The organism is Mycoplasmopsis agassizii (genome assembly GCF_002276225.1).
GTDB classification, from domain to species: Bacteria; Bacillota_I; Bacilli_A; order Mycoplasmatales; family Metamycoplasmataceae; genus Mycoplasmopsis_B; species Mycoplasmopsis_B agassizii_A.
In genome coordinates, this window is sequence record NZ_NQNY01000005.1 from 21,186 (window position 1) to 42,586 (window position 21,401).

A 21,401-nucleotide genomic window follows, 5' to 3' on the forward strand; every position below is an offset into this window, starting at 1 on the left:
ATTAGTCCTTCAAATACTCTCTTAAAATTTTACGTTTTTTAGTTGATCTTAAGCGGCGTAAAATTTTATTTTCCATTTGTCTTACTTTTTCACGAGAAGTATTTAGTTGTACAGACAATTCATTAAATGAATGAACACGATATGGTTTTCCAAATTCGTCATTTCCAATTCCATAACGTTTTTGAATTACAACCTGTTCTTCTTCAGTAAGTTGTTCTTTAATTAAATCTAACAAGTGATTTTTTAAGTCTTCATTATTTGCGTGATCAAATGGCGAAATAACTGAATCATCTTGAATGAAATCACTAAAGAATGAATCATCTTCTTTTCCAACAGTTTTATCTAATGAAATAGGATCAATATTAATTTTTCTAATGTATCTAACTTTTTCAGCATTAAAGTCATTACCGTATGCTACTGCAATTTCTTCATCAGTTGGCATTTCACCTTTTTCTTGTTGCAATTCACGCTCGATTTTAATAATTTTATTAATTGTTTCAACCATGTGAACTGGAACACGGATAGTTCTAGCTTGATCAGCAACCGCTCTAGTTATTGATTGGCGAATTCATCAAGTTGCATATGTTGAAAATTTGAATCCACGAGATTCATCAAATTTTTCAACAGCTTTAATAATTCCTGAGTTACCTTCAGAAATTAAATCAATAAATGGTAAACCACGATTTTTATATTTTTTAGCATTGTTAATTACTAAACGAAGATTTCTTTTAATCAAGGTATCACGTGCTCTTTTACCACGTAAAGTACCTTTATATTTTTTCATATTAATTGCAAGTTGTTTTTCTTCTTCAGCACTTAAAAGAGTACCGTATTTACCAATTCAGCGCATGTATCATTTAACAATGTCATTGGTTTCAGTTAGCTTAGATTTAATTTTTTTCTTCTGAATTCTTTGAATTCTTTCTTCTTTAATATTTTCTTGACTAATTGAAGAAAGGTCACCTTCGCTATCTTCGAATAATGATTCTTCAAGATCTGCTAATTCATCTTCTTCAGAATCTTCATTTTCAGTTTGGTGTAATTTAGTTAGGTGGAATGGATCATCTAATGATTCTTCAGAAATAATTTCATCTTCTTCGTGAAGATCATCAAAATCATCATCATTTTCAACTTCTTCTTCTAGTTTTTTTATTTTCTTAATGTCAATATCGTCTAAATCATCTAAATCTGGTTCAGGAATTTCATCAGTATCTGATAGTAAACTTTTACCATCTGCTGAAAAAAGTTCCTTCTCGATGTCATTTTGGTCAACATCATCTAGATCAGTAAAATCTGCTAAATCATCAATGATTTTAGCATCAATTAATTGTGTAAAAATATTATCAACGACATCATCATCCAAATCTAGTTTGTTTTTTGATAAGTATTCCATAACATCGTCTTGTGAAAGATAATCAGTCTTTTTAGAACTCTTTATTTTTTTTAGTTCCTTAATGATTTGACTATCTGTTTCAAATTGATTTTTATCTTTTTTATTAGGCATTCGACTCCTTAAGTTTAATTATAAATAATTAAATTGTTAAAAATTATATAATATAATCATTTATTTTTTGTCTAAAAATTTATTATAATTTGCTCATTTTTTCATGCAAATATTGCACTCTTTTTCGCAGTTCTTTGAAGACATCTTGAGGATGTTCTTCATCCTTCATCATTTTGTATTCTTCAGCTTTTAATGATATTTTTTTCTTAGTAATTTCAATTTCATTATTTGCTTCGGATTTATAAATGTTGTCTAGATAATCGAAAAATTCCTCTTCATTTTTTCATGAATTTTTTCTGTTAGTGTCTTTATTAAAATTTAAATATCCAATCTGTTTATAAAGTTCATAGGCTTTTGCAGCCTTTTGTTCTAGCAAATTTATAATTGCTTGCGAACCTGCTGCATGATAACCTTTTTCAATTATTTGATAAATAAATCTAACCAGTAAATCTAATTGCATAGGGACAAATTCAAAATAATTAAAAGCAATGTCTTTTGTTTTTTTTATTTCTAAATACTCTTTGAATATTTGTAATAATTTTGTATTAGAAATTAACAATCAAATAATTCTTGAAAATAAACTATTCTCAACTGTTCTTTCTTGAATTAAAATCTGCTTAGATGTTATCTGCTCTTTATCTGTTTGCAAATAATTATTTATATGTACATGCGTATTTATATTTTGGACATTGTTTCTTTGATATGAATTATTATTTACCTCAATTAAAATACTTTGATTTGTTTGCAAAAAAGATTTATAAAATTGAATCGTTTCTCTAGGTGCTAATCTAAGAAATTCTGAAAATTCTTTTTGAAAATTTAAAATATTACTTGAGTTATTAAAATGATATTTTCTTCTTAAATGCTTGTAAACAAAATCAATTCCGGAGATTCTTTTTTCAATCAAATTTTTGATTAAAAGTGCCCCATTTTCAGTATTTACAAGTGTATCAGCATCAATTTTATCATATCTTAAATTATCATCTTCGACTGTAAAAATTGAATCATATTTAACATTAGGATTTTGTAATTTATTTTTTCTGAAATAAAAAATTACACTTACTTTTTTTGAATGAGACAACAAGGTTTTAATTACATTTATAGTTGCATTTACACCTGCTAAATCATTATCTAAAAATAAAATTATCTCTTCATCTTTAATTAATTTTATATGTTCAGAAGTTAGGTTTGTCCCCATAATTGCAACAACATTTTTAATGCCTATTTTTCATAGCGATAAAACATCTAAATAGCCTTCTACAAAAATAACCGACTTCTCAGTTTTAATAAAATTTTTTGCTCTAAAAAAATTAAATAAAACTTGTGACTTTGAAAAAATTAAATTGTCACTGCTGTTAATATATTTAGGGTTTTCATCAGTAATTGTTCTTGCACCAAAACCAACTAAATTATTTATTTCATCATGAATTGGTATTACTAGTCTTTCACGATATGCATCCAAATACGTATTTTTAAAATTTTCTTTAATCAGTCCTGTAATTAAAAAATATTCTAAATTTTTAGTTTTACTTAAAACATATTTATTTAAATTTCCATCTGCATAACCTAGAGAAAATTCAGTAACTAAATCTTTATCTATTTTTCTTTTCTCTAAAAATGATTTTAAAGAATCATTTTTCAAAATATTATTATGCATTTGTTTGTAAAAATATGAAGCAGCAATATTGTTTGCTAGCAAGGCACTTTCTTGCTCTTTGGTTAAGACTTTTTTAATTTCTTCAGTATTAGAATAAGCGTTTCCAATATCAATATTAAATTCTTGAGCTAACATTCTGACTGCTTCAGGAAAAGAAACTTCATGTTTTAGCATCACATAGTTAAAGATACCTCCTTTTTTTCCACATGATCAACATGTGAAAATATTGTCAGATGCTTTAATACTAAATGAAGCATTTTTATCATCATGAAAAGGACATAAACCGATATAAGAATTACCTTTGTGTGTTAGGTTTAGATCTTTAGAAATATAATCTGATAAAGATGTAGTTTCATAAATCTTATTTTCTAACTCTTTATAGTTCATTAAGATCTCCTCCTAAAAATATAAAATTACCAAAAAAATTTAGATACTAATTTTTTTGATAATTTCTTCTAAAGTTAAACGTTCTTGTTGCATGCTGTCACGTTCTCTCAATGTATATGATAAATCATTTTCTGAATCATAATCAACAGTTAAACAATATTTTACACCAAGTGCATCATAACGGCGATAGCGCTTTCCAATTGAACCTGTTTCATCAAAAACAACTTTTATTTTTTGTTTTTGAAGATCTTTTTTAATTTTTAAAGCAAGTTCTGATTGTTTTTTAACAAGTGGCAAAACAGCAAGTTGAATTGGACTTTGCCCAAAAGGAAGTTGAAAGTTAATTCTTGTATCTGTTTCTGAAATAATTTCCTCACTAAATGCTTGACATCATAAAGCTAATAACAAACGGTCCAGACCGATTGAAGGTTCAATTACATGGGGAATAAATTTTTTATTGCTATGTGGATCAAGATATTCAAAATTTTCCTTTGAAGCTTCTTGGTGTTTTGATAAATCAAAATCACCACGGTGAGCCACACCCATTAATTCACCTCAACCTCAAGGAAAATTAAATTCAATATCACTAGTTGCTTTTGAATAGTGAGCTAGTTCTTCATCTGAATGTTTTCTTATTTTTAGATTTTTTTCATCCAATCCTAACGAAATTAAAAAATCGTATGATTTTTTGATGTATTCATCAAAAATTTGCATTGAAGTTTCAGGAGAAGTAAAAACTTCTAATTCCATTTGTTCAAATTCACGAGTTCTGAAAACAAAATTTCCTGGAGTTACTTCATTACGAAATGATTTTCCAATTTGTCCAATTGCAAGTGGTAAATGCGTACGAGTTGAGCGTTGTACATTTTTAAAATTAATAAAAATCCCTTGTGCAGTTTCTGGTCTAAGATAAATTTTATCTTTATTATTTTCAATTACTCCTTGATAAGTTTCAAACATTAAATTAAATTTTCTAATTTCACTTCATTCAACTTTTTTGTTTTCAATAGTTTTAATATTATCTTTAATAATTTTTTCTAAATCTGTTTCATTTAATTTAGCAACATTAATATGAGGCAAATGTTCTTCAACAAGATGATCTGCACGATAACGCTTTTTACTAATTTTATCCTCAATTAAATAGTCACTAAAATTCGATAAATGACCCGATGTTTTTCAAACAAGTGGGTTCATTAAAATTTTAGAATCAATTAAAAAGGCATTGTCATTTTGACTAATAAAAAAATCTTTTCAAGCACTAGCGACATTATCTTTCATTAATGAACCGTAAGGTCCATAATCTCAAGTGTTTGCTAGACCTCCATAAATTTCACTACCTTGAAAAACAAAGCCAATTGCTTTCAAATGGGCAATTAGCTTTTTCATAAAATCTGGTGAATAAGTCTTCATCAAATACCTCTTTAATTTATTTTAATCTTTAAATTTATTTTTTCTTTTTACTTTTAGTTCTTTCTTCAACAACCTCATCAGCTGCTAAAGCTTGAATTTTTGTTTTTTGAATTTCAGCTAGTTTTACATCTAGATCACGGTAGTCTTTAATATAAAGAAAATCAGTTTCATTGATATCTAAATATTTTCCATTAATAATTCTTTCTACAGTTTCTAAAGTGGCTTCTTTACTTACATAAACTCCAGGTCTTTTGGTAAAGTTTTCGGCAACGTGAAAATCCTGTGTAAAAAATGCACTCAGTTGTAAAGCTTTTTTAACAATAATCTGATTAGATAATTCTAGTTCATTAATTCCTAAAATTAAAATCATATCTTCTAATTCACGATAACGTTGAAGCATTGATTTAACTTCAGTTAATAAATGAAAATGTCTTGTTCCAATTTTTTTCTGTGATGTATTTACCGAGTTAGAAGATAAAGCATCAATCGCTGGAAAATAGTTTTCTCCGGCAATACTTCTTGAAAGTAAAAGCGTTGCATCTAGGTGCGCAATGATCGCTGCTGAAGCAGGATCATTGATATCATCCATTGGTAAAAAGACAGTCTGAAATGAAGTAATTGAGCCGTTTTCGTTAGCCTTAATTCTTTCTTCAACTGAAGAAATTTCACTAACTAAAGTTGCTTGATATCCAGCTTCTGAAGGCTTTCTTCCAAGTGAAAAAGATAGCTCACTTCCTGCTTGTACATATCGATAAATATTATCGATAAAACATAAAACATTTTTTCTCTCAACATCTCTTGCATACTCAATTGCACTTAAGGCAACAGGTACAATTCTTTGTCTAGCACCTGAAGGTTCATTCATCTGTGCAACAAACATTGTGGTCTTATCTAGCAAATTAGATTCTTCTAATTCGATGTATAATTCCTTACCTTCACGAGTTCTCTCGCCTGTACCTATGAAGAAACTTTTTAAATTTTGTGTCTTCTTAGAAATGTTAAAAATAAGTTCTTTTATTAAAACTGTTTTACCTACTCCAGCACCACCGAAAATCCCGATTTTACCGCCCTCAAAGATAGGTAAGAAGAAATCAATAATTTTAATTCCTGTTTCAATAAACTTATTTTCGATATTAAAATTATCTTTACTTTTTGCTAAAGAATTAATTGAAATTTTTTGAAAATTATCTTCAAAAATTTCGTTTGCATAACTTGAAGCAAGTGAGTCTGCAGAGATTTTATTTTCCACATATTCTAAATCATCACCTAGTTCATCAAACATTTTCATGTGCGGATTTTCTTCTTCATCTTTGACGTTACTAAAAAATTCTTCAGTATCCACTAGTCTTTTTTCTAGATCAAATTCTTGTGGTTCTTTATCTAAATAAAATTCACCACTTCCAAAAGTTTCATGTGGATTTAAAATATTTCAGTCAATACTTTTATCAGTTTTATCTGGTTTTTTAGTCTCAATTTTTCTACGTTTTTTGACATTTAAATTTTCGCCAACAACATTGAAAATATAACCATTAGTTCCTGGCCCTACCGGCACCATAAAACCTTTTTTAGTATTAATAATTACATCACCAATAGCAACATTTTTATCAATTCAAACTAGAATAGTTCTCACTGTTGAATCATTTAAAATCTGCTCAACTATCATCGCTGTTTTTGAATAAGTTGATTTTAATAAAACTCCAATTTCAGGTAAATGTTCTGGTGCAAACTTAACATCAATTACGTCAGATGAAACTGCTACTACTTGTCCGTTCATACAATGTCCTTAATTTTTTGATAATCTTCAGGAATGATAGGTAATGAATTTGCATTGAAATTAACTTCATAATTATCATCTTTTAGTTTGTCAAATTCAATCATTAAATTACTAATATAAGCCTTTAATAATTCTTCATCAATTTCCGTTTTGGCTGATGAAACACCTTCCATTAAAGCATTTCCTGTAAAAGTATTATATAAAACATAACGAATAAAACGTACTCTTTGAGTTGTATCTGACAAATTTTCTAAAATTTGTCAGTCAATAATATAAGCTAAAATTAAAATAAAGGCTCTTGAATAAGTTACATATTCTTCTTGTTTTAAAACTCCAAATAAGGCTTTACCTTTTGAAATAATTTCTTTAATAGCATCAGAAAAATCATAGTTAGTTCCAGCGAAGCGATTATTATGTTGATAATGCGTATAAATTCTTAAAATCTTACTACTAATCTTGGCAAGTACTTTTGATTGTACTTTGCTTCCTGTACGAGAAACTGAGCGATTAATATCAACTGCTGGCATAATTCCTGCTGCTTGCATGTCACTATTTAAAACAATTTGTCCATCAACAATTGAAATTACATTTGTTGATAATAATGATGTCACATCATTATTTAAAATCTTGACAATCGGCAGCGCCGTAATTGTTCCTGGAGTTTTGAATTTACCTGCTCTTTCTAATAAAGATGAGTGACTATAAAATAAGTCACCAGGAAAAGCTTCTTTTCCAACAGGTTTATTAATTAATAAAGCTGCTTCTCTTAAAAAGTTAGCATGCGAAGTTAAATCATCAAAAATAATTAAAACATCTTTGCCAGTTGCACGAATATTTTCAGCATGAGTCATCGCTACATATGGAAGTAAATATTGCTCATAAGAATTATCGCTAGGTGCATATAAAATAATCACTTTGCGCATCATATTATTTTTTGCTAAAGTATTATAAATAGTTTTTAAATCAGTTAATTTAGTTCCGATCGCTACATAAATAACTCTGATATCGTTATCTTTTTGATTCAAAATAGTTGTTAATGCTAAAGATGTTTTACCACTTTTAGCATCACCGATAATTACTTCACGTTGCCCTAATCCAATTGGAATTAAAACATCGATTGCAAAAATTCCTGTTTCTAATGGTTGATCAAGAGGTTCTCTTTCCATCATGTTGGAAGCGATATTAAAAATAGTTGATGAAGCAGGGTAAAATGATTTATCTCTTTCAGGATCACTGCGGCGACTTGTGTAAATTGTTTTACCTCTGATGTCGATAATTTTATGGTAAAAACCACGGCTGGTTTTTACTTGAAATTCATTTAGATGAAGTTCAACACTGTCACCTGCTTTAACTTTTTCAATTCCGTTTTTATCAACTAATAAAAAGGCTTCATCTTCATCAGCACGAATTAACATACCCTCAACTTTTTCTTCACCTAGATGAAAAATTTGTCCATAACTGTATTTAAATTTGCCACCGATTTTAACGATGTAGTCTTTAATAGATTTAATTTTTAATTTCATTTCTTACGTTCTCTTTCTATAAAATTCCTGCAATTAAAAGTGCTAAGATCACAATTCCCCCTGCAGAAAAAGTTGCAATTGCATAGGCAAATGTACGAACTGTATTACGGTTTAATTTCATTTTTAAACCTTTTGTAATACGACCTCTAAAAGCCACAATTAAAGCCAAAGCAGAAATAGCGCCAAGCACACCAATTCCTACATAGCGACTAACCACAACTGCATAGTCAGCAACTTTTTTAAAGTTACTTGTATTAATATTTGCAATTGTTTCTAATAATTTTAAAGCTTGTTGTGCATCAATATCACCGTTACTTCATAGTGCAGCAACAGGTAAAGCATTATCAACAAATTCTTTTAATTTATAACCTTCTAAAGATGAAGTTAGCGAGTCAATAACCTTAGCTTCTGATTCGCTTAAATTTTTAAATAACGATGAAGCCGATGAAGGATCAATTCCTGCTTCAACTAATTTTTCAACCATTTCTTTTTTAGCAAATTCAAAAGCATTTTTAGTTGATTCTTGAATTGCTGCAGCTGTATTATTTGCACTATATAATTGCATTAAATTTGAAATATAAGTTGTTCTAAAATCTAATAAAACTGAATTTTTATGTTCATCTTTTATTTCATCAACTGATTCAATTTCCGACTTAACTAAAGTCTGAGCAACACTAATTTTATAAGTTAATTCAATTTCACTTTTATGTTCACTTAATTGTTTTGCAAATAGTTCACCATATGAAGATCTCATAGTGCTATGTGCTTCATTTTGAGTTGCTCTAAAATAATTTAAATCTTCATCTTTTAAACTATCGGTGTCTAAAGTATTTTTATCCTTAATAGGATTTACAACTACAGGATCACTTGGTTGTGGTTCAGGATTTGTTGGTTGATGTTGTTCAAAAAATTTCTGTTTTGAAAATGGCTCACTAGTGATTGTATAACTACGTTTATAAGTTTCATCATCTGTTAAATTTACAGTTACATTATGCACAAAATAAACTTCATCTTCATTAGTAGTTGTACTAGCTAGGCTGACTTTTTCTAATGTGTAATTATATCTTTCATCAGTGTTTTTTATTTCAAAATATTTAGTTGCATTTTCACTGTTTAGCTCGGTAAAACCAGTAAATTTAGCATCTTCTTTAATAGCAGGTAATAACTCTGGAGCCTTTTTAAGTAAGGCTGTTTTATAGTCTAAATTATTTATATAAAAAGTAACTATTGAAGGGTTATAATTTTCTATATCAGTTAAATTTTTGAATTTAATTTTGACAGTATTTTTAATAATTTTATAGTCATGATTTTTAGTAAAATCTTCATCAGTATTTACTTTAATTTCTTCAATTGTAAGTCCTAAATCAGCTATTACTTGTTGCACATCAGGTAGTAATGTTAAATCAGTTTGCTCAACATTATCATAAGTTAAAACTGGTTCTGAATTAATCAGTGTATAAAAACTATCTTCTGTTAATTCTTCTTTTGTAAAGAAGGTTTTTATAATATGTTCAATGGTTTGCTCAGGTGTTAAAACTCTATTAATAATATTATTTAAAGTTAATTTAAATTCATCTTTTACATAATTTCCTAAAGTCAATTTGTTATACATTACAGGTAATAATACTTCGTTATCACCTCTTGTTGTTTTTTCAACTTTATAATCTGTTGCTTCTAATTTTAAACCATATTTATTATTAATTCTGACTTCTTGTTTTATAACTCCATGCATTAAATCTTTGCTATAAAAACGTCAATCAAAAAATGTTCTTACACCATCTTTAATAATTGCATAATTATGTTTCGGAAAATCATAACTAAAGTATGTATTTAAATTATCATCTGCAGTTACTTCTTCAACTTTAGCTTTATCTTTTTGATATTGATCATTTAATAATTTAAGAATATTAGTATAAATAGTTTTAAAATCTAAAAAGTCAAAAGCCAAAGTATTTTCATTACTGATAGTTGTCATTTCTGTAATAACTTTTTCATAATCAGCCTGAGTTAAAATAGCACTATAACCTGTTTTATTACTTCATTGAAAATCAGATAAATCTGTTGTTGAGTTTGTAAAAGATTTAAAGTTTTTATATAAGCTTGCATAATCAGGATTTTCAACTAATAAAGGAGTGATTAACTTATCTTCTAAATTTTTAAAAACTGCTAGAAATTGATTTTCAATTTCTTCACTAGTCATCGTGTTTAAAACGGTTTCTATTTTAGCAGATTCAGTTATTGTATAAAGTGTTTTATCAAAATTATCTGCAGCAATTAAAGTTGTTAAAGATGCAATTAATTTATCTTTAAAACTTTTATAATGAGCTGAATCTTCTAGACTTAAATTATAAAGTAAATAAGTAAAATTTCATTCTGCTGTTTGTTCCTTGCTAGTTGGAAAACTTGATTTAATTGATTCATATCTAGTTTTTAGTGCTGAATTTAAATGAGATAAAAATTTAGTAATTTTTTGATCTAATGACAGATTTGTATAATCTAAATCACGCTTAGAATTTTCATTTGCGTTAGATTCTTCGCTAGATGTGCCTGAAGATGAATTACCTTGGTTCTCTCCTGAATTTGAACCAGATGTTTCACCTGTTGAGCCATTTGGATCGCTTTGCTCTCCTGAACCTGTGCTAGCAGAATCACTATTATCTGAGTCATCGCCTGAAGAAGATGAACCACCTTCAATTTCATCTGGATTTTTAGGATTAACTGTATCAGTAGAGTCTTTTTCTTCAGATGAAGTTGCTGTATTTGAATCACCATCTGCAGAACCTGACTCAGTATTACATTCTCCTGATGCTGTATTTTCACTATTTGAAGTGCTAGAAGATGAATCTGCATTATCACTGCTATTTTCATATTTTCCCGAGGTTTCCCCTTCACCATCACCATCTTTTGGGTCACTAGTGTCACCATCATCTTCAGATACTTCTTGAAAGTTCGTTGAATTAATTTGATTCAGATTTGCTGAAATAGCAACAACAGATACTGCTGAAACTAGAGTTGTTGCAGATAAAAATAATAATCCTATTTTTTTACTCTTTTTCATTTTTCTTCTCCATTGTTAGGTTGTGATTTTTCATTAAGGAATAGTGAAGGCTATTTCGCCGTGATTCAGCTGCTTCAATTATTTCTCTAGTCGTTAGACCTATTTCTTCTTGCGATGAATATGCAAGTTCAATTTTTTTGGTCTTTCGATAGATTTCATTTAAAACATTTTTTGAATAATAATGACCGTTTGAATTATTTGCAATTGGAAATAATCTTGTTGCTTTTCTAAAGAAATAAATTAAAAATTCATCATCATTATATTCCGCAAAAACTTCATCAATAATTAGATATTTTAAGTTTTCTTCTCAAGGCGTTTCACTAATTTTTAATAACACAGTCGGTGCCGTTAAAACACCTTTACCACCTGAAAAAGATAATGATTGAACATTAAGACTTGTTTGTCATCACAAGTAATATGGTTTTGAAAAATCAATGTCTATATTTGCTTTATTTCATTGCTTAATATTTTTGAATTTAATCATTACTTTTTTAGGCAATGTAATATGACTTTTTAGAAAAGGAAATTTACTCAATTTACGACTAAATGAGTAACCTATTTTTGGAAAATTAATTTTCAAAAATTTCATAATTTCCTCTTTCTTAATTTAATAAAATTTTAATTATTGAGTTGTGATGATAATATCATCCGTAGCAACTTTTCGTTTTTCTTTTAAGATGTCATTTGCTAGTTTTTCAATTTTCTTTTCAACTGATTCAATCAAAGATTTGATACGAGAAATTTTTTGTTTTAAAGAATAAAAACTAGCTTCCGTAATTGCTGCTGCAATTGTATAATCTAAATAAATTAAATTTAAATTATCAATAAAACTTGAAAGGTTTGGATGTATTGAATAATTTTTAATATCAATAGTTTCAGGTGCTTTTGCAACACTTAATTTATTTTGTTCAACAGGCAAAATAATTAGCCTATTATTTTCAATTTTATTAGATGGAAAAATCATTTCAACACGGTTAATTACTTTTGAAACATATAGTTCATAAATTAAAGTTTTAATTCTTGAAACATATGAAACATCAATTCTTTCATACTCATCATAAACTGGGATTTTAGCTTTTTTAGATCATTCACAAGCATAATCTCCCATTGTAATTAATAAGTCATTTTTTGTAATTGTACTTAAAATTAAATTGTCTGTATTATGAAAACCAATTGATGAATATTTTGCTTTTTCAGCAATATAAATAATTAATTTTTTTTGCTGTTCAGGCTTTTCATTTTTATTCAAATTTTCAAAAAATGATGACTTAATATTATACTCACGATTGATCGATCAATAAATTTCTTTTAGCCTTGCTGCTTCAGCAAGTTGGTTTTGAAGATTATCGCTAAGCACCTGATATTGCCCTAAAATCTGCAGAAAATTCAAATTTACAAGACTTCTAATGTTTTGATAATTCTTCATTTTTTTTGCTAATTGACTATATGTTTGCATGAATGAATTTTTCTCCAAATATAGTAATTTTTTTATTGTCAGCTCTTTTTAAAATTACGAATTCATCATTGAAAAAGAAGAGTGCATTTTTTTCATCTATTAATAAATTAATGTAGTTACAAATGGTTTTAAAAACAAGAATTTCTTCTCTTGTTCCTTCATTAGATAAATTTAAAATATATGTACTTGAATCTATATTTTCTAAATCAACAATTTCTGGAATATAAATTTCTTTGCTTTCTTTTCAAGATAAAACTCAATCACCAAAAATAATTGGAACACGGTTTTCGATTGCTTTATCGATCTTTGCTTTGACACTATCAAAAACAGGATCAGATAATTTAAAATGAGTTTTAAAATAAACAGGAATTTTTAAATTATTTATAGTCGTTAAAAAATTCATTTTATTAGAAATTACGTCATTAAATTGTTCAATTTTTTTGCCATGTATTTGAGAAATTTCATTAACTATTTTTCTTCTTTTTCGATTTGAAAAACGACCCTTATTTTTTAAATTATATTGGCCATCATTATCATCGCTAGCAGTAAAAAAATCAGAAATTTTTGTAAGTATTTTTTTAAACATTTTACACCTGTCCTTTAGCTAAAACTTTGTTTTTATCTTTGCCATTAATTTTGAATCTAGTCTTCTTATTTTTGCTTTCATTTGCTAAAACATCTTGTTTTAATTTTTCAATATAGTTTAAATTATTTGCATATACTTTGCTCTTCATTAAACCAATACTTACAAATAATTTAATTAAAATTATTAAGAAAGATATTGATGCAAAAACTGCTAATAAAATATAAATTAAGACTCAAATATTTAATGTATTAAATATGAAATTAGCAATTACTCCCACAATTGTTGAAGCCGAAATATCTGATGTACTAATTGCTTGATCAATTGATGCAAAGAAGGGCAGAAAAGCTAAAACAGATGTGAATAAACCTAACGTAACATTGAACATGAAATAGAATCATCTATTGGCTTTTCCTTGTCTTACAAGTTGCCTTTTTGCAAATAAGGCAAATAATAATAAAGGTAAAATAATTACTGATGACATGAAAATATTAATTCCACTAAAGGCAGTTGCTCAGCCATAAACACTATTAAAAATTAGGTTAATATTGGCAATCATAAAAACTATAAAGGAAATAGTTATGAAAGTAAATAAAGATGAAAATCTAGTTCTTCGATTTGAAAAGAAAAAAACTGTAAATAATACTGAACAAGATAAGGCTATCCCTAAAAAGATATAGTTATTTGTATTAATATTATCTGCAAAACCTGCTCTTTGGTCAAACTTAATTGCAAAGTTAATAGTCGATGCAAAGAAATATAAAACTGTGTAAGCAAAACCTAAACTAGCACTTGCACTAGTAGTTTGGTGAATAGTTACTTTTTGAATCAAAGTATAAACAGCAGGAATTAATAAAATTATTAAAACAATTAATAAGAAAATAATTCTGATGATTGAAGTAGTAACTGCTGCTTGAGTGATTGTTCCAACAGGAATAAATCAAAGCACAAAGTTAGCAACTCTTCTTACAAATGTTGCAGTATCGCCGATAGTTGATAAGACAAAAATTGCTAAATAAACAATTGCTAAAAAAGTAGAAACAATTTTGCTTTTTCAATATTTTCTTTTTCCTGGATCAACTTCAAGTAATTTTTTATAAGAATAAATTGTGTGAGCAAATTCAATTATAAATAAAACCAATAAAGGATATTTAACTCAATGAATTGATAAAAATTTCAAAATTGTGATGGCAACATCACCTTCAATTTGCGTATTATTATTAAACTGTACAGTTATAGATTGAACCTGACTAAGACCTGATTCATTTAATCAAGGAACGATTAAGGGAATTACATAAACGGCTGAACCAAAAAAGATGTAAACTAAAAACCAAATAATGTAACTTTCAAAACGGCGATGTTCTGAAAAAATCCTGCGATTGGCTGTATAAGTTGCATACATTAAAAAAGAAAAGGCTAAACTGGTGTTCAAAATTGCAGCAACACTTGTTCAGATCGACTGCATTGCACTTTCACTAGTTTCACCACCAATATTTAGATTTCCTAAGATGTTACTTACACCATTACTGATGACAAAAAAACTGACAAAAATAAAGATTGCCAAAAAGCCATAAGTTAGATAGCGAAAAATGTTCTGCCATTTATACAAATTTGCAGAATTAATTGCTTTAATATCCACTTTTTGCAGAAAAATCGAGTTTTTGCCATCTCGAATATCGTCTCATCTTGCCATATATCTCTTATTTATAAACTATTAATAACGAAAATGGGTAAATTAAATAATTTATATATTAATTTTATCAAATTCATTAATGTCGTGTTAATTATCGTAAAAATGAGAATTTTTTATATAAACAAATTTTTCAGTTATATTAACGACATGATCAAGAATTCTTTCAATATTTTTGAAAGCAATGATGATGTTGTAGAAATTATCAAATTTTTTGTCATCAATGATTGAATGTAAAGTTTTCTTGATTACTAAATAATACTGCTTTTCAAAATCTTTTTGCTTCAAAATTGCAAATTCATTTGCTTGCTTAGCACTCTTATCCTTAAGAATTTGCAAAATTTCAATAAAATAAGATAAAGCCAATCTTTCAATTTCAAATAGCATTTTTAAATGTTGTTTATCAGGTTCAGATCTTTTAATTAAGTTAATGACATTGATTGCATAATCACAAATTCTTTCTAAGTCAGATGAAGAAGTGATGGTTGTAATTAAATATCTTAAATGATTAGCTTGAGGCTGATCTTTTTGAATAATTCAAACAGTTTCTGACAAGATATCTGCTTCTAAAGTGTTTGAGCGTTTTTCTAGCTCAACAATTCTTGCATAAGAAAGATTGAATTCTTTTTGCTTATCTTGCACTAAATAATTTATTGCGTGCAAAAGTTCCTTATGAATATTAATTGCTAATTCATAATAACCATGAAATATTTTGCGTAGTTTTTTCTCTGAATCTACTAGACTTTCGTAATTCATTTTAACCTATCTTTCCGTTAATGTAATCTTTTGTTTCTTTATGTTTTGGGTTAGTGAAAATGTCTTTGGTACTACCTTTTTCAATTAAATGACCCTGATAAAAGTAAAAAGTTTCATCACTAATGCGTTGTGCCTGTGCCATTGAGTGAGTCACAATAATAATTGTAAAATCATTTTTTAGCTTATTAATCAGTTGTTCAATTTTAGCAGTAGCAATAGGATCAAGTGCCGAAGTAGGCTCATCCATTAATAAAACTTCTGGTTTTAAAGCAATTGCCCTGGCAATTGATAAACGCTGCTGCTGTCCTCCACTTAAAGAACTAGCTTTTTTATCTAAAGTATTTTTAACTTCATCTCAAAGGGCTGCACTTTCTAATGAGGTTTGCACGATTTTATCAAGCACTTTTTTATCTCTAATGCCATGGATCTTTAAAGCAAAGGCAACATTTTCATAAATCGACAAGTTAAAAACTGTCGGTTTTTGAAAAACCATCCCGACTTTTGTCCTTAATTCAATGTTTGTTAATGATTTACTGCGAATGTTTTTGCCATCAAAATAAATGTCACCTTCAGAACGAGCATCGGCTGTAAAATCATTCATTAAATTAAAAGCACGAATAAAGGTGCTTTTTCCTGAACCTGATGGACCAATAAAGGCCGTTACTTTATTTTTCTTAATATCGACATTTAAATCATGAATTGCTTTTTTAGCACCATAATAAATGCTAAAATCACGAACTTCAAAAACATGATTTTGCTTATCAAAATCTTGTTTTACATCAATTACCTTAACTGGTTTTTTACTTTTTATAATATTAGATAGTTGCTTGAGCATGGCTTACCTTCCTTTTTTGAAACAGTTTCTTGATTTTATCTTTATGTTGAAATGATAAGGGGATTATTAACTGAGAAATTAAGACAAAAACTAAAATTAATAAAATCGCCATAAATGAAGCTTCATACATAATGTCTTGAGCATTGGATGCAGGGTTAAATAACTGAGCAAAAATTCTTGTTGTTAAACTTTGACCCGGAAGTAAAAAGTTAAAACGGTTTGAGCTAGTTAATCCTGCTGTTAAAAATAATGGAGCTGTTTCTGACATGATACGGCTAATTGCTAAAATTATTGCTGTGATGATTCCTTGCAAGGCAAGTGGCAGTACAATCTTAAAAATTGTACTTACTTTTGAAACTCCTAAAGCATAGGCATTAATTCTAACATCGTCAGGAACGCTTGAAAGTGATTGTTCAATTGTTCTAATAAAGGTTGGAATGATAACAATTACAATTGTTAAAATACCTGCAAGCAGTGAATTTGAATTGGGCCCACCTGCTGCTAGACCCAAAGTTTGTAAAAAGAATGTAACACCAAAAATGGCAAATAAAATTGATGGAGTAGAACCTAAAGCATCTACAAAAAACATCACGATGTTTCTAAATCTAGGACTTTTTGTATACTCAACTAAATAAATTGCAGCAAATAATGTGAAAGGAAAAGCAATTAAAATTCCTATTACTACAATTACGATCGTATTAACTATAGCCCTGCCTGTGCTATCTAAATCGAATGATGTAATTGTTTGAGTTGGCAATGAAATTGCTTGTCCACCTCTTACTAAGATAAAAATCAAAATTCATCCAATAAATAAAATTACAAATGAAAAGGCTATAAATTCAGTTGTTATTTTAGTTCACTTATTAATTAAAAAAAGCTTTTTACGATTAAACCTTTGGTGAATAAATTTAGATGAATTAGTATCATTTTTTAAAGTTAATTTTTCAGAGTTTTTAAAGAAGACATACTCAAAAAACATGATCAAATGCTCAGGAATATAACTTAATATTTTAATAACTTTGGTTTCTATTTTTCTTAAAAATTGATACTTACTTTTCATGTTTTTGTTTTGTATAAAAAATACAAATAAATTTAAGATGATGACAAATACTAATAATAAAATACCAAATGCATTCAATAAACTTCGAGTTGCCATGGTTGCATTTTCCCCAAAATAGTTGAATGAAATTACTGCTCCTAAGGTTTTTAAACTTGTAACAAAAATGTTTTGTCCAGAACTAAAAACAGCATTAAAATTTTGTGACACTAAAATAAAATTCAATGCCATAGTTTCACCAATTGATCTTCCCATGGCAATGATGACTGCGACAATTATTGCTTTTCTAGATTCTTTTAAAACTATTTTATAAATACTTTGGTTTTTAGTTGAACCTAGTGCAAAAGGATTTAAATATAATTCTTTTGGAACAGCATCTAAAGCATTATAAACTAATAAAACAATGGTTGGTAAAACCATAAATGAAAGCATAATAATGGCGTTTAAAACACTAAACGTTAAAGATGTATTTAATAATAAAGTTAAAAATTCTCCTAGTGAAGAAGTAGCAAATAAACCAAAGACAACTGAAGGGATTGCCGACAATAAATTGACAATAATTAATAGTGGTTTAACGTATCTTTTATTTAATCTAAATTTTAAAAAGATGGCAGATTTTATACCTAGTGGAGTAGCTATTAATAATGATCCAAAAGTTACTAAAATTGTAATAGATAATGGTAATCAAATTGATGCTTGAGAAGTGCTTGGGGTTGCACTTAAATTAAACGAATCTGAAAAAATAGTTGAACCATATTCTTTTCATCCATCAATTGACCTTATGAAAATAAATAGTACTAAAACTATAAAAATAAGAATGACTAAAAGAGTCAAAATCTGAGAGAAAATTGAAAATGATTTATCTTTAATTATTCTGTTTTTTGTCCTGTGATTTTGCATCTAAAACGCCCCAAAACTGCCGTTTTCAGCATCAATTTCATAATCAGCAGAGTTTCAAAAAATTTGTCTATATTGATTATATAATTGTTCGATTGTTAAACCTTCTAAATTAATATTTGATGAATTTTTAAACATCGTAATTTTTTCTTCTAATGATAATTCAACAACTCCTAATTCATTAAAAACATTATTAACTAATTCTTTATTTTGAGAATTAAATACACCATTAAAAAATATGTAATCTATAAAATTTTTAGTTCCTTCTGCAGCATGTTTTAAACTAATCATTGTATTAAAAGGACGAACCCATTTATATGTTCCTTTTTCAATATTTTCTAATGTTGCAGAAACTGTATTATTATTAATTTCTGACTTAGAATTTTGGAAGTAATTTATCAAGGTAAAACCATCGTTTTTTATTTGTTCTAAATTATTTAAAACATATCCTGCTGATAAATAAATCACGCTTCCATTTTCATTTCCTTCAATTTTAAATCTATTATAAGCTTCAGCATTTGCTTCTGCAGTTATCTTAGTTTTTAATCCATAATCGCCACTAGTTAAAATTGTTTTAACTGATGAAGAAAGAGATTCTTTTGGCTTAATATTTGAATCTTTTAAAAACGCTTCAGCAGTTCCACTTGAATTTGCACCACCACTTCTAGCAAAAGGAATTAAATTTATATTATTTAATAAATCTAAATTTTGTTGGTCATCTTTATTATAAAAGTTACTTAGTTTAACATCTTCATTACCAGCAAAAGCAGTATATAAATTATTTATATTATCCTTATTAATTGAAAAGTCATCAGCATTTAAATTGCTTGGTAATTTCATTAATAAAACAATACCATCTTTTCCAAGAGTAATAGTTTTAATTCTATTTTCTTTTCAATGACTTTCTAAAGATGTGCCTCTAACGGCTGATGCAGGACTTTTTGAAGCATTACCTAAAGTTGTTCCGTTTTCTGCAATTAAAGCAATTCCAAGACCAGAACCACCTGCTTGAATATTGATTTCTGCTTCTTTATCATAATTTTGATAAGCACGTCTTAAAGCTGCCATAAATGGTAGAACAGAGGAAGAGCCTTTAGCATCAATTACATTTTGAGGAATACATGAAACAGCTAAAATTGTTAATGAAAATAGTGCTACTGGAGTAAGCATAAAAAGTAATTTCAATTTGTTTTTTTTCATTTGCACCTTGAAACTTTATCAAACAAATGATATATTAAAAACAATTATTTTAATAATTTATTCTGACTATTTTTAGACTATTTTTTGTCTCAAAGAACACACCTGACAATCATAAACTTTAAAAAAAATAACTACCAAACATCGGTAAAAAATAAAATCAGATAAATTTCAATAAAATAATTTATAATGAATAAATTATGTCAATGTTAAATTTTTTAGGTAATAGAATACAAAAAAGTATGTCAAAAATGGGTTCAAAAACAACCCTTAATGAATCAGATATCGCTGAAGTAACTAGAGATATTAGAGTCGCTTTATTAGAAGCTGATGTTAACTTAAAAGTTGTCAGAAACTTTGTCAATAATGTCAAGGAAAAAGTTTTACAAGAAGAAATTATTGGAAAACTAAATCCTTCACAAATGATGATTAAAATTGTTAAAGATGAATTAGTTAGAATTCTAGGTTCAAAAGAAAGTGAAATTAAAATCGAAAGTCGACCTTTCAAAATTATGATGGTAGGTCTACAAGGTTCAGGAAAAACTACTTCAACTGCAAAATTAGCTTTTCATTTGCGTAAGAAAAAGGAAATTGAAAAGCCTTTACTAATTGCAGCCGATATTTATCGCCCTGCTGCTGTTGAGCAACTTAAAATCTTAGGAAAACAGATTCAAATTGACACTTTTGATAAAGGAGTTGATTTCAAACCTGAAGACATTACTAAAGAAGCACTTGATGTTGCTTATGAAAATAAAAACGACTTATTGATTTTAGATACAGCAGGTCGTTTATCAATTAATGAAGAATTAATGGTCGAACTAGAGAATCTGAAGAAGATTTTTAAACCAGATGAAATTTTATATGTGCTAGATTCACTTAGTGGTCAAGAGATCTTAAATGTTATTAGCACTTTTCATGAGCGTTTAAAATTAACAGGAGTAATTATTACTAAGTTAGATTCAGATGCACGTGGTGGAGCTGCTTTAAGTATTAAAGAAATGCTAAACATTCCTATTAAATATATCGGTACTGATGAAAAAACTTCAAATCTTGATGTTTTCCATCCTGATCGAATGGCTGATCGTATTTTAGGTATGGGTGATGTTTTAACCTTAATTGAAAAAGCTGAAGAAGTTATCGATGAAAAAGAAGCTAAAAAGATGGTTAATAAAATGTTTAGCGGCAACTTTACATTAGATGATTTGATGCAAAACCTTAATCAAGTTAAAAAGCTAGGAAAAATGAGCAAGTTAATTAAAATGATTCCGGGTTTAGCAGGAAAAATCAGTGAAGAGCAAATTAGTGAAGCTGAAGAAAAAATCAAACTATTTGAAATCTTAATTTCTTCAATGACATTAGAAGAACGCAAAAAACCACGGCTTTTAAAAAATGCGTCTCGTAAGCAAAGAATCATGAAAGGTTCAGGTAAAAGCGCTCAAGAATATAATCGCTTAATTATCGAGTTCGATCGCATGTCAAAACAGATGAAATTGATGGCTGACAAGGCACGAAACGGAAAAAACTTAATAAATTTTTAAAAACAACTTTTTACTACCCCTTTAGGGGTAGTATTTTTTTAAAAAATTTTTTCCTTTTGGGGTCAAAAATTTTATTGCT

General features: G+C 27.9%; 15 protein-coding genes. 1 reads left to right on the plus strand and 14 read right to left on the minus strand.

Annotation, left to right across the window (positions count from 1 at the left end; all coding sequences use genetic code 4):
- Window position 1 precedes the first annotated feature (1 nt).
- The 14 genes from CJJ23_RS02025 to CJJ23_RS02090 all read right to left on the minus strand — a co-directional run bounded on the left by CJJ23_RS02025 (window position 2) and on the right by CJJ23_RS02090 (window position 19,787).
- Window positions 2-1,504 carry an RNA polymerase sigma factor gene (locus CJJ23_RS02025; protein WP_095334715.1) on the minus strand — a complete coding sequence of 501 codons (1,503 nt, stop codon included), beginning with the start codon at window positions 1,502-1,504 and terminating at the stop codon, window positions 2-4.
- An 82-nt stretch (window positions 1,505-1,586) separates the two neighbouring features.
- On the minus strand, window positions 1,587-3,548 hold the full coding sequence (gene dnaG / locus CJJ23_RS02030) for a DNA primase (RefSeq protein ID WP_095334716.1): 1,962 nt from the start codon (window positions 3,546-3,548) through the stop codon (window positions 1,587-1,589).
- A gap of 39 nt (window positions 3,549-3,587) precedes the next feature.
- Window positions 3,588-4,934, minus strand: a complete 1,347-nt coding sequence (locus CJJ23_RS02035) for a glycine--tRNA ligase (RefSeq protein ID WP_095334752.1) — start codon at window positions 4,932-4,934, stop codon at window positions 3,588-3,590.
- A gap of 58 nt (window positions 4,935-4,992) precedes the next feature.
- Entirely contained in the window at window positions 4,993-6,732 is a 1,740-nt protein-coding gene (locus tag CJJ23_RS02040) for a hypothetical protein (protein WP_234805547.1), read from the minus strand.
- Window positions 6,717-8,255 carry an MSC_0619 family F1-like ATPase alpha subunit gene (locus tag CJJ23_RS02045; RefSeq protein WP_095334717.1) on the minus strand — a complete coding sequence of 513 codons (1,539 nt, stop codon included), beginning with the start codon at window positions 8,253-8,255 and terminating at the stop codon, window positions 6,717-6,719. The genes CJJ23_RS02040 and CJJ23_RS02045 overlap by 16 nt, the downstream gene beginning before the upstream one ends.
- Before the next feature lie 16 nt (window positions 8,256-8,271).
- Window positions 8,272-11,313, minus strand: coding sequence for a hypothetical protein (locus CJJ23_RS02050; RefSeq protein ID WP_095334718.1), 3,042 nt, complete (start codon window positions 11,311-11,313; stop codon window positions 8,272-8,274).
- The gene (locus CJJ23_RS02055; protein WP_095334719.1) at window positions 11,300-11,902 is read right to left on the minus strand and encodes a hypothetical protein; all 603 of its coding nucleotides are present in this window, start codon (window positions 11,900-11,902) and stop codon (window positions 11,300-11,302) included. Before CJJ23_RS02055 ends, CJJ23_RS02050 begins: the two co-directional genes overlap by 14 nt.
- Window positions 11,903-11,935: 33 nt before the next feature.
- Window positions 11,936-12,769 carry an MSC_0622 family F1-like ATPase gamma subunit gene (locus tag CJJ23_RS02060; protein ID WP_095334720.1) on the minus strand — a complete coding sequence of 278 codons (834 nt, stop codon included), beginning with the start codon at window positions 12,767-12,769 and terminating at the stop codon, window positions 11,936-11,938.
- Window positions 12,756-13,355: an MSC_0623 family F1-like ATPase-associated protein gene (locus CJJ23_RS02065; RefSeq protein ID WP_095334721.1), complete on the minus strand. Its 600-nt coding sequence runs from the start codon at window positions 13,353-13,355 to the stop codon at window positions 12,756-12,758. The genes CJJ23_RS02060 and CJJ23_RS02065 overlap by 14 nt, the downstream gene beginning before the upstream one ends.
- 1 nt (window position 13,356) lies before the next feature.
- Complete coding sequence (locus CJJ23_RS02070) at window positions 13,357-15,045, minus strand: hypothetical protein (protein ID WP_095334722.1); 1,689 nt, start codon at window positions 15,043-15,045, stop codon at window positions 13,357-13,359.
- Between the two features lie 87 nt (window positions 15,046-15,132).
- The gene (gene phoU, locus CJJ23_RS02075) at window positions 15,133-15,798 is read right to left on the minus strand and encodes a phosphate signaling complex protein PhoU (protein WP_084232075.1); all 666 of its coding nucleotides are present in this window, start codon (window positions 15,796-15,798) and stop codon (window positions 15,133-15,135) included.
- A 1-nt stretch (window position 15,799) separates the two neighbouring features.
- Window positions 15,800-16,633, minus strand: a complete 834-nt coding sequence (gene pstB, locus CJJ23_RS02080) for a phosphate ABC transporter ATP-binding protein PstB (protein ID WP_095334723.1) — start codon at window positions 16,631-16,633, stop codon at window positions 15,800-15,802.
- Window positions 16,614-18,590 carry a phosphate ABC transporter permease PstA gene (gene pstA / locus CJJ23_RS02085; RefSeq protein ID WP_095334724.1) on the minus strand — a complete coding sequence of 659 codons (1,977 nt, stop codon included), beginning with the start codon at window positions 18,588-18,590 and terminating at the stop codon, window positions 16,614-16,616. The genes pstB and pstA overlap by 20 nt, the downstream gene beginning before the upstream one ends.
- The gene (locus tag CJJ23_RS02090; RefSeq protein ID WP_095334725.1) at window positions 18,591-19,787 is read right to left on the minus strand and encodes a substrate-binding domain-containing protein; all 1,197 of its coding nucleotides are present in this window, start codon (window positions 19,785-19,787) and stop codon (window positions 18,591-18,593) included. It lies immediately after the preceding gene.
- A 203-nt stretch (window positions 19,788-19,990) separates the two neighbouring features.
- On the opposite strand from CJJ23_RS02090, the gene ffh reads away from it, so the two are divergent.
- Window positions 19,991-21,322 carry a signal recognition particle protein gene (gene ffh, locus CJJ23_RS02095; protein ID WP_095334754.1) on the plus strand — a complete coding sequence of 444 codons (1,332 nt, stop codon included), beginning with the start codon at window positions 19,991-19,993 and terminating at the stop codon, window positions 21,320-21,322.
- The last annotated feature ends 79 nt before the right edge of the window (window positions 21,323-21,401 follow it).